The organism is Cellulomonas sp. P2_F12 (assembly GCF_056403775.1).
In genome coordinates, this window is the sequence record NZ_JBFUEV010000004.1 from 404,070 (window position 1) to 416,840 (window position 12,771).

Consider the following 12,771-nt stretch of genomic DNA (forward strand, 5'->3'; position numbering starts at 1 on the left):
ACAGTGCCGACGTACCAGCAGTTCCCGCTGCCCGATGCGGGCGAGGGTCTGACCGAGGCCGAGATCGTCGCCTGGCACGTCGCCGTCGGCGACACGGTCGAGGTCAACCAGACCATCGTCGAGATCGAGACGGCGAAGTCGCTGGTCGACCTGCCGAGCCCCTGGTCCGGCGTGGTGACGCGCATCCTGGTCGAGCCGGGACAGACCGTCGACGTGGGGACCCCCATCATCGAGGTCGACACGGACCCGTCGGGCGCGCCGGCCGCGGAGCCGACGCCCGTCGCGTCCACCGGCGGCGCCGTCGAGCACGGGCACCGCGGCGGCGGCAACCGGCACGCGGGCGTCGAGCCGGGTGGTTCCGACGAGATCGAGGCGGCCCGCGCGGGCCGTGCGGGCGAGCCCGCACCGACCGCGCCGTCGCCGGCGCCCGAACCCGTCGCTCGTGAGGCCGTGCTCGTCGGCTACGGCCTGACCGAGACCGGCACCGCGCGCCGCGACCGGACCGCGGACGGCGCGCCGGCCAACGGCGCGCCCGCTGCCGCGACCTCCTCGCAGCGTGAGGCCACCCGGCACGCGCTGGCCAAGCCCCCGGTCCGCAAGCTGGCGCGCGAGCTCGGGGTCGACCTCGACTCCGTGTCGGCCACCGGCCCCGGCGGGATCGTCACCCGCGAGGACGTGCTCGGCCGCGCGGCGCAGGCGGAGGCCCGGACCCTGGCCACCTACCCGGGCGACGACGCGCCGTGGCTGGCCAGCGGCACGGTCTCCTCGGACGGCCGCCAGACGCGCGTGCCCGTGAAGTCGGTGCGCAAGCGGACCGCCGAGGCCATGGTGACCAGCGCGTTCACCGCCCCCCACGTCACCGTCTTCCACACGATCGACGTCTCCAAGACGATGAAGCTGGTCGAGCGGCTGCGGGCTGACCGCGAGTTCGCCGACGTCCGCGTGACCCCGCTGCTCATCGCCGCCAAGGCCCTCATGCTCGCCGTGCGCCGGCACCCAGAGATCAACGGGAGCTGGGACGAGGAGGCGCAGGAGATCGTCTACAAGCACTACATCAACCTCGGGATCGCGGCGGCGACCCCCCGCGGGCTCGTCGTGCCCAACATGAAGGACGCCCACCGGCTGAACCTCAAGGAGCTGGCGACCGCGCTGTCCGAGCTCACGTCGACCGCCCGCGCCGGCCGGACGACGCCCGCGGACATGTCCGACGGCACGATCACCATCACGAACGTCGGGGTGTTCGGCATCGACAGCGGCACGCCGATCCTCAACCCCGGCGAGGCCGCGATCCTCGCGTTCGGCGCCATCCGCGAGCAGCCGTGGGTGCACAAGGGGAAGATCAAGATCCGCCACGTCACGCAGCTCGCGCTGAGCTTCGACCACCGCCTGGTCGACGGTGCGCTGGGCTCGCAGGTGCTGGCTGACGTCGCGCGGGTCCTGCACGACCCGTCGCACGGGCTCGTGTGGGGCTGACGGCGTGCGGCCGTCGGCCGCGGACCGTGTGAGACTCCCAGGCATGACCGTCGAGGACCCACGCCCCACGGTCGTCGTGCGGCCGTTGACCGCCGCTGACGACCTCGTGCTCGAGCGGACCGGGTACGAGCGCGGCGACACGCTGCACCCGGTCGGGGTGGTCGAGCGCCCCGACGCCCTCGGGCGGGCGCGGCACACCTACCTCGTCGACACGACGAACCCGCTGGTGGTCGACTCCCGCGTGCTGCTGGAGCAGGCCGGCAGCGCCTACCGGTTCCTCGACGCCAACGGCGAGTCGCTGACCGTCCGTGACCTGCGGCGATTCCGGATCCTCGTCGAGGTGCCCTCGTGAGCGCCGAGCTCGACGACCTGCACGCCGACGCGCTCGACAACGACCTGCTCGACGGGGTCGACGTCGTCGTCACGGGCGTGACGGTGTCGCCCGGACACGAGTGCATCGTGTTCGAGGAGACCGACGGGGCGTTCGCCGTGCTCTACCGGGACGCCGGCACGACGAGGACGCTGTTCGCGTCGCGCTCGTTCGCGCAGGCCCGGGCCGTGTTCCTCGACGAGGCGTGCTGGCTCGGTGCCGAGCGCGGGCGCGGACCGTACGTCGGGCGCGACCAGGCCGTCGGCACCGAGGGCTGGACCACGGCGCAGGTGGTCGCCGCCTACGACCGCCGCGTGGTCGACGGGACCTGAGCGGGCCGCTCCACCACCAGCGCCGCGACGCCGAGCACGATCGCGCCGATCTCGGAGATCGCCGACAGCCATATCGCGACGCCTTCCCACGGCTCGTGCACGCCGAAGAACCCGCCGGGAGTGGTCGAGATGATGAACGCCGCCAGGGTGGCGGCGCCGAACCCGATCGCGCCGAGCAGCGGGAGCCAGTGCCGCCAGACCAGGACGAGGACGCCGAGCACCAGCCCCGCGATGCCGTTGAGCAGGAACAGGGGTCCGACGACCTCGAGGGTCTTCATGCCGCTCGCCCACAGGTCCAGGTGGACGACCGCGGACAGCATGACGCAGGCGGACAGGAGCGCCCGCAGGACGTCGGACGTCGCCTGGGTGCCGGTGTGCCAGGGCGTGCTCTCCACCCGGCTCACGCCTTGCCGGACCGGACGGCTCCGTTGCTGACGTGCACGTCGAACTGCATCAGCGGCGACGGCGCCGGACCGGACACGTTGGCCCCCGTCAGGTCGTACACCGACCCGTGGCAGGGGCACTTGAGCTCGTTCCCCTGCGGCGCGACGGTGCACTGCTGGTGCGTGCAGACCGCCGTCATGGCGACCACCTTGCCCTTCGTGGGCTGCACCAGGATGATCGGCTGGCCGTCGGCGAGCGTGGCAGAGATCGCGCCGCCCACCGGGATGTCGGAGAGCTGCGCCAGCGCCCCGTCGTTCTTGTCGGTCGGGGCGTCGGAGCCGCCGCACGCGGCCAGCACGCCCGCCGCGGCGACGCCCATGGTCACCAGGCCGGCCCGGACCAGCATCTCCCGCCGGTCCAGGCAACCGTCGCAGGTGTGGGGGGCACTCTGTGCTGTCGTGGACATCGGGACCTCCGGGTCGGACCTGGTGACGCTGGCACCTGTGTCACGGTTCTGCGCCCGTCAAGGTTCACCTGGGAACGCAAGGTTCACTCGACTGCGGCACCCGTTCCGGATGGCCCCACGACGCCGGTGGTCGCCTGCTGCTACCGCCGCGTGCTCGACAGGACCTGAGCGCGCCGCTCCACCACCAGCGCCGCGATGCCGAGCACGATCGCGCCGATCTCCGAGATCGCCGACAGCCACACCGGCGCGCCCACCCACTTCTCGTGCACGCCGAAGAACCCGCCGGACGTCGTCGAGATGAGGAACGCCGTCAGCGTGGCGACGCCGAACCCGACCGCGCCGAGCAGCGGCAGCCAGTGCCGCCACACGATCACCAGCACACCCAGGACCAGGCCGCCGATCCCGTTGAGCAGGAACGCCGGGCCGACGACGTCGAGCGTCTTCATGCCGTCCTGCCAGAGGTACAGATGGACGACCGCCGAGACCACCACGCAGATGGCGATGAGCACCCGCAGGATCGTGGACGTGGTTCTCTGGGAGCTCTGGGAGACGGACATGGCTCAGGCCTTTCCTGCGAGGACGGCGCCGTCGCTCACGTGCACGTCGACCGCCGGCAGCGGCGACGGCGCCGGGCCGGACACGTTCCCGCCGGTCAGGTCGAACACCGACCCGTGGCACGGGCACTTCAGCTCCTTGCCGTCCGGTGCCACCGTGCAGCCCTGGTGGGTGCAGATGGCCGACACCGCCGTGACGGTGCCCGCCTCGGGCTGGAGCAGGATGATCGGCTTGCCGTCCGCGCCGGTCGCGGCGAGCGCGCCGCCGACCGGGATGTCCGAGACCTGGGCCAGCGCGGCGCCCGGGGCGGGCGTGCTCGCGGGGGTGTCCGAGCCGCCGCCGCCGCACGCGGCGAGCACACCGGCCGCGGCGACGCCCATGGTCACCAGGCCGGCGCGGACCAGCACGGCCCGTCGGTCCAGGCACCCGTCACAGGTGTGCTCGCTGGTCGCTGCTGCCGGGGACTCCTGCGTCAACGCGGACATCTCCACCTCCGTGTCAGGGCTTGCTCCGGCCGTCACCAGTGTCACGGTGCCGGGGCCGCCGAGGTTCAACCCCGGCCGCGCCCATTCTGACGAACCTCCCTGTGGCGCGCGGGCCAGACGCGCAGGCCTGGCGCGTGGGCCGGGCGCGTGGGCTCGGCGCGTGGGCTACCGGCGCTGGCCCGACGCGTGGGTTCCCGGCGCGTGGCCTGGGCGCGGGCTCGGCCGGCTGCGTGGCACGACGACGACGGCCCCGGCGCGCGAGTGCGTGCCGGGGCCGTCGATGAGTCGGCAGTTCGGTCAGTCCGCGCGGACCTGCTCGTCCGCGAGGACGTCGTCCTCCACGTCCACGCGAGCGGGTTCCACGTCAGGCGCGTCGTCGTCCACCTGCGCGGACGACTCCGCCACCGACTCCGCCGCCGCGCGGTTGACCGCGGCCTCGTCGGCGACGATCCCCGCGACCCCACCGACGGCGGTCGCCGCGGCGGCAGCCTGTGCGGGCGGCTGTGCCGGGCCTGCCGCCGCGGCCGCGGCATCGGCGGCCTCGTCGAACCGGCCCTGGATGCCGGACACGTTCCGCAGCGGCAGCTCGGGGAGCATCACCGTGAGGATCACGCCGACGGCCATGATGCAGGCCGCCAGCAGCAGGACCGTGTCGACCGACTGCGAGAAGCCGTCGAGGAACGGCTGCGCGAGGCGCGGGTCGAGGTTGTTGATGAACGACGAGTCGTCGAGCGACGGCACCGCCCCGCCGGCGCCACCGGGCTGGAGCATCGCCAGCACGGGTGCGTTGGCCGGGTCCGCCTGCACCGCCGGGTCGGCGACGGCCGCCTGGAACGCGGGCGTCTGCGCGACGGTCCGGAACGCCGCCGCGATGTTGTCGCCGACGGTCGAGAACAGCACCGAGAGGAACACGGCGGTCCCGAGCGTGCCGCCCATCTGGCGGAAGAACAGGGACGACGACGTCGCGACGCCCATGTCCCGCACCGGCACGGCGTTCTGCACGGCCAGGACCAGCGGCTGCATGGTGAAGCCGAGCCCGAGCCCGAAGAGGACCGACACCGCGAAGACGAACGGGAGGTGGGTCCCGGCCTCGAGGCGCGAGAACAGCAGCGCGCCCGTACCCATGAGGATGGTGCCGGCGACCGGGAAGACCTTGTACCGGCCGGTCCGCGACGTGGTCTGACCGGCGATGATCGAGCCGGCCATGATGCCGAGCGTGAACGGGATGAGCGTCAGGCCCGCCTGGGTGGGGGTCTGGCCCTTGACGATCTGCAGGTACAGCGGCAGCGTCGCCAGCCCGCCGAACATGCCGAGGCCGATGACCGTGTTGGCGCCCGCACCCACCGAGAACGTGCGGTTCCGGAACAGGTACAGCGGGAGGATCGCATCACCCTTGGCGTAGCGCTCCGCGACGATGAACGCGACCACGCCGAGCACGCCGATGGCGTAGCAGGCGATCGACCGGGTGGAGTCCCAGCCCCAGATGCGACCCTGCTCGGCGACGACCAGGAGCGGGACCAGCGCGACGATCAGCGCGAGCGCGCCCGGGTAGTCGATCTTGTGGTTCACACGCTTGAGCGGTGGCAGGTGCAGCACGCGCCAGATGACCAGGATCGCGATGATGCCGATGGGCACGTTGATGAGGAAGACCCAGCGCCAGCCGTCGATGCCGAGGATGGTGTCCGCGCCGGCGAAGAAGCCGCCGACGACCGGCCCGAGCACGGACGCCACGCCGAACACGGCGAGGAAGTAGCCCTGGTAGCGGGCGCGCTCGCGCGGGGCGACGAGGTCCCCGAGGATCGTGATCGCCAGCGCCATCAGACCACCGGCGCCGAGGCCCTGGATGCCGCGGTAGACCGCCAGCTGGTACATCGAGTCGGCCGTGCCCGAGAGCAGCGACCCGACCACGAAGATCGAGATCGAGATCATGTACAGCGGCTTGCGGCCGTAGATGTCCGAGAGCTTGCCGTACAGCGGCGTCGAGATCGTGGCCGTGAGCAGGTAGGCGGTGGTGACCCACGCCTGCAGGGACAGGCCGTTCAGGTCGTCGCCGATGGTCCGGATGGACGTGGCGACGATGGTCTGGTCGAGCGCGGCGAGGAACATGCCGAGCATCAGGCCGCCGAGGATCGTGAGGATCTCGCGGTGGGTCGGGGGGACGAACGTCGATGCCTTCGAGGACGCCGGGAGTTCGGTGGCGGTGGAGCTCTGCTGGGACATGTGACCTTCTCGGCAGACGGGGACGCGTCATGCGACTGCACTGGCGGGGGACGTTACGGGAGGGGTCTGACACTCCGTTTGATTGCGCAGGACAACCATCCCGCACCCATTTCGCAACAACGGTGGCCCCGCGCTGTGTTCCCCGTCACGCTGAATTGGCCCCGGGGAGGCTGGGGGCGGGCCGTCGCCGCCGGGGCGGCTACCGTGTCGGGATGCCCGCTCCCGCGACCGGTCCGCTGCGCCTCGCGCGTGCCGGCACGGTCGCCGCGGTGACGGTCGCGCTGGGGACCCTCGCGCACGTGCTCGCCGGGGGCGACAGGCCGCCGGCCCTCGTCCTGGTCGCCCTGAGCGCCCTCGTGCTCGCCGCCGCGGTCGTCGCGACCGGGCGCCGGCTGGGCCCGGCCGGGGCGCTCGCGCTGCTCGGCGTCGGGCAGCTGGCGGTGCACTCGGTGCTCGGCGCGGTCACGACGATGGCCTGCATGCCCAGCCCGGGTGCGCTGGTCGTGCACGCGCACCACGCCGGCTCGGTGTTGCCGTGCGCCGCGACGGACGCCCAGGTGGCGCCGGCGCTGCTCGGCGGGACCGTGATGCTCACGCTGCACGTCGTCGCGACCGTCGCCGCCGCGCTCGTGATCGTCGGTGCGGACCGGGCGCTGTGGTGGCTGTCGGCGTGGCTCTGGCCGCTCGTCGGCACCGGCATCCCGGTCGTCGTCGTGCCCCGCGCCTCCCTGCCGACGCCCGCCGAGGTCCCGGCCGTCGGGCACGAGTGGTGGCGCGACGTCGTGCCCCTGCGCGGTCCGCCCGCGTGGCAGTCCACCGTGGTCCCCCTGCGCTGACCGGTCGTACCGGTGGCCGGGCCGACCGCGTCCCTGCCGACCGCTCACGACCGAGGACTTCGCATGCCCACGCTCTCTCCATCTGCCCACCCCGACGACCCGTCCGCGCCCCGCGCGGGAGGATTCACCGTGCCCACCCCCCGCGTGCCCCACGAGTCGGTGGTCCGACGAGGCGCCGCGGTGCTCGCCGGCCTGGCGCTCGCGCTCGCGGGGACGCTGGTCGGCGCCACCGCCGCGCAGGCGCACAACGTCTTGCGGAGCACCGACCCCGCCGACGGAACCGCCATCGAGGTCGTGCCCGAGCACGTGACCCTCACGTTCGACGAGCCCGCGCTGGCCGTCGGCACCGAGATCGTGGTCCACGCGCCCGACCAGCGGACGGTGAGCACGGGTCCGGCCGTCCTCGTCGACAACACCGTGACGCAGGCGGTCACCGGGGCGCTGCCCGCCGGTGTCTACACGGTGGTCTACCGGGTCACCTCCGACGACGGGCACCCGATCGAGGGGACGTTCTCGTTCACCGCGTCGCACGACACGGCGTACGGCGTCGTGACCCCCTCACCCACCGCCTCGCCGACCCCCACCACCTCGCCCGTTCCGACGAGCTCGGCGACGGCGACGGCGTCGGCGGCCGATCCCGACCCCGAGCGGCACGTCTCCGGCGGCGTGCTGATCGGGATCGCGGCGGTCCTCGTGGTGGGCGGCGGCATCGGCGCGTGGCTGCTGCTGCGCAGGCGGTCCACGTCGTGACCGACGGCACGTCGGGCGGGCGTCGGCGGCGACCTACGCTGGTCCGATGACTGCGCCGGTGACGAGCGCCGGCCGCGCGGGCGCCGGGGGGCCGGGGGTCGGCACGCGTCGGCCCCCGAGCCCCTGGCGTGTCGCCGCGCTCGCGGTGGCCGCCGTGGTCGCCGCCCTGCTCGGCGTCGCGTTCTCGGGGGCCGCGCTGCCCGCGTTGATCCGGGACCCGGGCCCCGCCGTCCGCTGGGGGCTCCCGGCCGTGTCGACGCTGACGGAGCTGGCGGGTTCCGTGACGCTCGGCGCGCTGGTCCTCGCCGTGTGCGTCCTGCCCCGCCGCGCGGTCACGGCGTCGACCCGGACCGTCCGCGCGGGCATCGGCACCGCCGCCGGGACGGCCTATCCCCGCTCCACCCTCGTGGCCGGGTTCGCCGCCGGCGCCTGGACGATCCTGTCGATCGTCCACCTCGTGCTGACGTACGCGAGCGTCGCCGGCCGGACCCTCGACTCCGCGACGTTCGGTGCGGAGCTCGGGGTGTTCGTCACGCAGATCGACCTCGGGCGCACGCTGCTGCTGATCACCACCGTCGCGGCCGTCGTCACCGCCCTCTCGCTGGTCGTCGCGACCCCCACCGGCGCCGCCTGGACCAGCGTGATCGTCCTCGTCGCCCTGTGGCAGCAGGCACAGCTCGGGCACGCCGCCGGCGCCTCCGGGCACGACATCGCGACGTCGTCGATGGTGGTCCACCTCGTCGGCGCTGCCGTGTGGATCGGGGCGCTGGCCGCCCTCGCCCTGCTGGTGCGGCGCGTCGGCACCGACCTGTCCGCGTCGGTCGCCCGCTACTCGGTCATCGCCGGCTGGTGCTACGCCGCGATCGCCGTGTCCGGGCTGGTCAACGGCCTGCTGCGGACCAGCGGCTGGGCCGACCTCACCACGCCGTACGGCGTCCTGCTGCTCACCAAGACCGCCCTGTTCGGCATCCTCGGCCTCCTCGGCCTGGCCCATCGCCGCTCGGTCCTGCCCAAGCTGGCCGACAGGACGAGCGACTGGCTGTTCTGGCGGCTCGTGCTCGTCGAGCTGACCGTGATGGGCGCCGTGTCGGGGGTCGCCGTGGCGCTGGGCGAGACCGCCCCGCCCGTGTCCGAGGAGCCGCCCCTCGACCAGTCGCCCGCCTACCAGCTGACCGGGCACCCCCTGCCGCCCGAGCCCACCGCGCTGCGCTGGCTGACCGAGTGGCGCTGGGACCTGGTGCTGGCGTCGGCGGCCGTCGCGGGGCTCATCGTCTACTGGCGTTGGGTGCTCCGCCTGCGCCGCCGCGGCGACTCCTGGTCGCTGCTGCGGGCCGGGTCCTGGACCGTCGGCATGGTGCTCTTCCTCTGGGCGACCAACGGTGCCCCGAACCTCTACGGACACGTCCTGTTCAGCGCGCACATGGTGCAGCACATGACCCTTGCGATGGTGGTGCCGCTGTTCCTCGCCCTGTCCGCGCCCGTCACGCTGGCACTGCGCGCGCTGCCCGTCCGCTCGACCCAGCTCCGCGACGACGACTCCCGCGGGCCCCGCGAGTGGATCCTCGTCATCGTCCACAGCCGCGTCGGGCAGTTCTTCGCCCACCCGGTCGTCGCGGCCGTGAACTTCATCGGGTCGATGCTGCTCTTCTACTACTCCGGCCTGTTCGAGTGGTCGCTGCGCAGCCCCGTCGGGCACCTCGCGATGGTCGTGCACTTCACGACGGTCGGGTACCTCTTCGTCAACGCGCTGGTCGGCATCGACCCCGGGCCCAAGCGGTTGCCCTACCCGCAGCGTCTCCTGCTCCTCTTCGCGACGATGGTCTTCCACGCCTTCTTCGGCGTGACCCTGGTGTCCGGCGACGTCCTGCTGGTCGCCGACTGGTTCGGCCTCATGGGTCGGCCCTGGGGTGCGTCCGCGATCGCCGACCAGCAGGCCGGCGGCGCGATCACCTGGGGCATCGGCGAGATCCCGACCCTCGCCCTGGCCATCGGCGTCGCCGTCGCCTGGTCCCGCGACGACGACCGCACCGCCCGCCGCCGCGACCGCCGGGTCGACCGCGAGGGCGACATCGAGATGGACGAGTACAACGCCATGCTCGCCGCCCTCGCCGAGCGCGACGCCCAGCCGCCCGCGAGCTAGCCGCAGCCGAGCTGGTCGGGGTTCTCGTTGCAGTCCTGCGACACCAGGTGCGAGCGCCGTTCCACGACCTCGAACGGCGCCGACGTGCTCGTGGTCTCCGCGGTGCCGACGACGTCTCGCCACGTGCCGTCCCCGTCGACCCGGTAGCGGCCGGACCAGGTGGTGGTCAGCGTGATCGTCTCGGCGGCCGCGGTCTGCTCGTAGACGTGGAACACGTCGAAGTCCGGGTAGGCGTGCCCCGGGCTCGACGTCGACAGGTGCCGCGAGCCGTCCTGGAAGTCCCACGTGTATTGAGTCGGGGTGGCGATCACGTCGACGCCGTACCCGAAGAGGTCGGTGCGGAACGTCTGCTCGGCGGGGTCGGTGAGGACGATCGTCTCCTTGTTGACCAGGACCCACCCCCGGTCCGGCTGCACCTGGATCACCTGCGGCGCGATGGGCAGCAGCCGGAAGTCCTCGGCGGTGAGCGTGGGCAGGAGGTCGACCGGGCAGCCCCCGTCGGCCACGATCGTCCAGGCCGACCACAGCTCCGTCGGTGTCGCACGGGTCCGGGTCCAGAGCGGGAGGACCGGCGTCTGCTCGCCGCAGTTGTTGAGGCCCGTCTCGCCCTCCGCGGCCGGGCAGGCGCCGTTCAGGGGGGTGGTGAGAACCGGAGAGCTGGTGTTGCAGATGATCGCGCGCTGGTATTCGCGCAGCAGCGCCTCGGGCGTGCCGGCTTTCGCCTGATGGGCCCGGACCAGTTGCTCTCCTCGAAAGGCCGAGAGGCGAATCGAGTCGTCGGTCGCGCGACTGTCCCAATCGTCTGCGTTGGCCGTCCCGGTTACCCCCACGAGGAGCAACATCGCGACTGAGACGACGGCAGCGATACGTGCGGTCATGTTCCTGGAGATGGGGCAGAGTCGACGCCGCGGACGCTCCACCCGCCGTCCTGATAGATCACGACGATGTTCGATCTGAGCGACTTGCTGTCGGGGAACTCCTTGACCACCGTTCCGCCTGCATCCTTGGTTACGGACGGATCCTGCACGAAATCGAGAGTCACCGTGTACCACGATCCGGGGTCGACTTCGACGCCGGCGGCATCCGTGACCGTCAGCGCGCCGCCGTCGTCGTGTTGACCGTTCGCTACCTTCTCGTTGACGGTGGCCTTCGAATCGGCGCAGAAAATGCAGTCGGGGTGGCTCAACGCGTTCCACGCGTCGAGATCTCCGGTCGCGTTGATGTACGGGAACAACTGAACGAAGTAGGCCGCGACCGCAACCGCTCCATCCACGCTCGGCGGTTCGTCCAATGCGGCCGGCCGAGTCGGTTTGACCGTCACATCTACTACGGGCGCATGACTAGGGGTCGGCGAGGGCGTGGGCGACGACGTCACCACGACCGGCGGCGTCGTTGGCTCCGTGGCCGTCGCGTTCCCGCCAGAGCAAGCCCCCAATAGAAGCAACCCAGTCACAGGCACGACGAGCCGGGCGGTAGCGCGAGACCTCGTCAGCCAGGACATGCGGGCGAACGTACCGAAAACGGGCACCCCCTGTCAGGACCGTTCACCCAGTTGTGGACAACCGCTGTGACCGGTGGCGGCCTTGCCGGCCTCGGCCGAGCCGTCCACAGCCTCGCGTTCGGAGGCGGGCTTCCACTGGGTTCGGATCGTGCGCGCGACCGGTCGGTTCGCGTTGATGTCATCGCTCCGTGCGCACAGCCGAGTCGCCTCCGCGAGCACTCCTGACGCTGGCGTCACGGCAGGAGGGCCTCCTGTCGTCCGGACAGTGCGATGCCGCGGGAGTGGACTCGGATCGCCGGCGGCGACTCGTCGCGGCGGGCCAGTGGACGTCGGTCACGCGAGCCGTCTTCGATGTCGAGCCGAATCGAGATCGACGGTGGGATGCAGACCACCGTCGTCGCCGGTCGGCGTGGCTGGGACTGCTGGCGGCGGGGCCCGGGGCGGTCGCTGTCGGTGCGTGCGCGCTCGCGCTCCTCGGCGTGGGTGGCCTTCCGGCGGACATCGGGCCCGAGGTGGCGCTCCCGGGCGGGCGGTTCGGCCGAGCACGTGACGGCGTTCGGATCCGCCAGCTCGACGTGCCGGACGCGACTCGGTTCGGCGCCGGCTCGGTTGCCGGGATGGTGTCGGCCCTCGCCCAGGCCCTCCCCACACTTCCCCGGGATCACGCCGTTGCAGTCCTCGACGATGTTCTTCACCGCGGCCTGCTCACCGACTCCGGGCTGTCGATGGTGATGGCCACCATGGCCGGAGCGCGCGGGGCCGTCAGGGCGCGGAGCTGGCTGCCGCTGGTCGACCGCAGGGCGGAGTCTCCGCTTGAGACGTTTGCGCGTCTTGCCTGCGTCGACGGCCACGTCCCGCCCGACGACCTGCAGGTCGAGATCAAGACGCCGGGCGGTCGGCTGATCGGTCGCGGCGACCTGGGTTGGCGCCTGGGGGACGGGCGGTGGCTCATCGCGGAGATCGACGGTCGCACGTTCCACGAGAACCCCGAGGCGCTGCTCCGCGATCGTGCCCGGCAGAACGCCCTGGTCAGCACGGGCCGCGTCGACGTCCTGCGATTCACCGCTGCTGACATCCGAACGTCCGGCCTGATCCCCGCGGCAGTCCGAAGAGCGCTCGATCGGCCCGCCCCGCGACCGTGAGAACAACATGGGACGCGTTATGAGCATCGATAACGCGTCCCATGTTGTTCTCGTGGCCCAGGCACCGCCCGGGCGTCGGCGCGCGGCCCGGCCGGGCCCCGGCCGCGGGCCGGGCCG

General features: G+C 72.6%; 14 protein-coding genes. 7 read left to right on the forward strand and 7 right to left on the reverse strand.

Going from position 1 to position 12,771, the window contains the following annotated elements; all coding sequences use genetic code 11:
- The first annotated feature begins 3 nt into the window (after positions 1–3).
- The 3 genes from AC1DWH_RS12565 to AC1DWH_RS12575 are packed head-to-tail and all read left to right on the forward strand — an operon-like array spanning position 4 to position 2,175.
- On the forward strand, positions 4–1,473 hold the full coding sequence (locus AC1DWH_RS12565; RefSeq protein ID WP_477093953.1) for a dihydrolipoamide acetyltransferase family protein: 1,470 nt from the start codon (positions 4–6) through the stop codon (positions 1,471–1,473).
- Between the two features lie 43 nt (positions 1,474–1,516).
- Positions 1,517–1,825, forward strand: coding sequence for a hypothetical protein (locus tag AC1DWH_RS12570; RefSeq protein WP_456845390.1), 309 nt, complete (start codon positions 1,517–1,519; stop codon positions 1,823–1,825).
- Positions 1,822–2,175: a hypothetical protein gene (locus AC1DWH_RS12575; protein WP_477093954.1), complete on the forward strand. Its 354-nt coding sequence runs from the start codon at positions 1,822–1,824 to the stop codon at positions 2,173–2,175. The genes AC1DWH_RS12570 and AC1DWH_RS12575 overlap by 4 nt, the downstream gene beginning before the upstream one ends.
- Here the strand turns inward: AC1DWH_RS12575 and AC1DWH_RS12580 are convergent.
- The 5 genes from AC1DWH_RS12580 to AC1DWH_RS12600 form a co-directional block, all read right to left on the reverse strand.
- The gene (locus AC1DWH_RS12580) at positions 2,145–2,570 is read right to left on the reverse strand and encodes a hypothetical protein (protein ID WP_456845388.1); all 426 of its coding nucleotides are present in this window, start codon (positions 2,568–2,570) and stop codon (positions 2,145–2,147) included. The two genes, AC1DWH_RS12575 and AC1DWH_RS12580, sit on opposite strands and share 31 nt — an antisense overlap.
- 5 nt (positions 2,571–2,575) lie before the next feature.
- The gene (locus AC1DWH_RS12585) at positions 2,576–3,025 is read right to left on the reverse strand and encodes a QcrA and Rieske domain-containing protein (protein ID WP_477093955.1); all 450 of its coding nucleotides are present in this window, start codon (positions 3,023–3,025) and stop codon (positions 2,576–2,578) included.
- 140 nt (positions 3,026–3,165) lie between these two features.
- Complete coding sequence (locus AC1DWH_RS12590; RefSeq protein ID WP_477093956.1) at positions 3,166–3,582, reverse strand: hypothetical protein; 417 nt, start codon at positions 3,580–3,582, stop codon at positions 3,166–3,168.
- Positions 3,583–3,585: 3 nt separating this feature from the next.
- Complete coding sequence (locus AC1DWH_RS12595) at positions 3,586–4,065, reverse strand: QcrA and Rieske domain-containing protein (protein ID WP_456845385.1); 480 nt, start codon at positions 4,063–4,065, stop codon at positions 3,586–3,588.
- A 297-nt stretch (positions 4,066–4,362) separates the two neighbouring features.
- A complete protein-coding gene (locus tag AC1DWH_RS12600; RefSeq protein ID WP_477093957.1) occupies positions 4,363–6,285 on the reverse strand; it encodes an MDR family MFS transporter in 1,923 nt (640 codons plus the stop codon).
- A 212-nt stretch (positions 6,286–6,497) separates the two neighbouring features.
- On the opposite strand from AC1DWH_RS12600, the gene AC1DWH_RS12605 reads away from it, so the two are divergent.
- The 3 genes from AC1DWH_RS12605 to AC1DWH_RS12615 all read left to right on the forward strand — a co-directional run bounded on the left by AC1DWH_RS12605 (position 6,498) and on the right by AC1DWH_RS12615 (position 10,011).
- Positions 6,498–7,121 (forward strand): hypothetical protein, encoded by a 624-nt coding sequence (locus tag AC1DWH_RS12605; protein ID WP_477093958.1) that lies wholly within the window; start codon positions 6,498–6,500, stop codon positions 7,119–7,121.
- 129 nt (positions 7,122–7,250) lie between these two features.
- Positions 7,251–7,871, forward strand: a complete 621-nt coding sequence (locus tag AC1DWH_RS12610; protein ID WP_477093959.1) for a copper resistance CopC family protein — start codon at positions 7,251–7,253, stop codon at positions 7,869–7,871.
- A gap of 46 nt (positions 7,872–7,917) precedes the next feature.
- Entirely contained in the window at positions 7,918–10,011 is a 2,094-nt protein-coding gene (locus AC1DWH_RS12615; RefSeq protein ID WP_477093960.1) for a bifunctional copper resistance protein CopD/cytochrome c oxidase assembly protein, read from the forward strand.
- Here AC1DWH_RS12615 and AC1DWH_RS12620 read toward each other — a convergent pair.
- Both AC1DWH_RS12620 and AC1DWH_RS12625 read right to left on the reverse strand, forming a co-directional pair.
- Positions 10,008–10,841 carry a hypothetical protein gene (locus AC1DWH_RS12620; RefSeq protein WP_477093961.1) on the reverse strand — a complete coding sequence of 278 codons (834 nt, stop codon included), beginning with the start codon at positions 10,839–10,841 and terminating at the stop codon, positions 10,008–10,010. The genes AC1DWH_RS12615 and AC1DWH_RS12620 overlap by 4 nt on opposite strands.
- Before the next feature lie 44 nt (positions 10,842–10,885).
- Positions 10,886–11,332, reverse strand: a complete 447-nt coding sequence (locus AC1DWH_RS12625) for a DUF6318 family protein (RefSeq protein ID WP_477093962.1) — start codon at positions 11,330–11,332, stop codon at positions 10,886–10,888.
- Between the two features lie 368 nt (positions 11,333–11,700).
- On the opposite strand from AC1DWH_RS12625, the gene AC1DWH_RS12630 reads away from it, so the two are divergent.
- Positions 11,701–12,654 carry a type IV toxin-antitoxin system AbiEi family antitoxin domain-containing protein gene (locus tag AC1DWH_RS12630; RefSeq protein WP_477093963.1) on the forward strand — a complete coding sequence of 318 codons (954 nt, stop codon included), beginning with the start codon at positions 11,701–11,703 and terminating at the stop codon, positions 12,652–12,654.
- Positions 12,655–12,771 lie beyond the last annotated feature (117 nt).

Coding starts and splice junctions, on each gene's coding strand:
- AC1DWH_RS12570 (WP_456845390.1), top strand. CDS start 1,517: ATGACCGTCGAGGACCCACGCCCCACGGTCGTCGTGCGGCCGTTGACC.
- AC1DWH_RS12585 (WP_477093955.1), bottom strand. CDS start 3,025: ATGTCCACGACAGCACAGAGTGCCCCCCACACCTGCGACGGTTGCCTG.
- AC1DWH_RS12590 (WP_477093956.1), bottom strand. CDS start 3,582: ATGTCCGTCTCCCAGAGCTCCCAGAGAACCACGTCCACGATCCTGCGG.
- AC1DWH_RS12595 (WP_456845385.1), bottom strand. CDS start 4,065: ATGTCCGCGTTGACGCAGGAGTCCCCGGCAGCAGCGACCAGCGAGCAC.
- AC1DWH_RS12600 (WP_477093957.1), bottom strand. CDS start 6,285: ATGTCCCAGCAGAGCTCCACCGCCACCGAACTCCCGGCGTCCTCGAAG.
- AC1DWH_RS12605 (WP_477093958.1), top strand. CDS start 6,498: ATGCCCGCTCCCGCGACCGGTCCGCTGCGCCTCGCGCGTGCCGGCACG.
- AC1DWH_RS12615 (WP_477093960.1), top strand. CDS start 7,918: ATGACTGCGCCGGTGACGAGCGCCGGCCGCGCGGGCGCCGGGGGGCCG.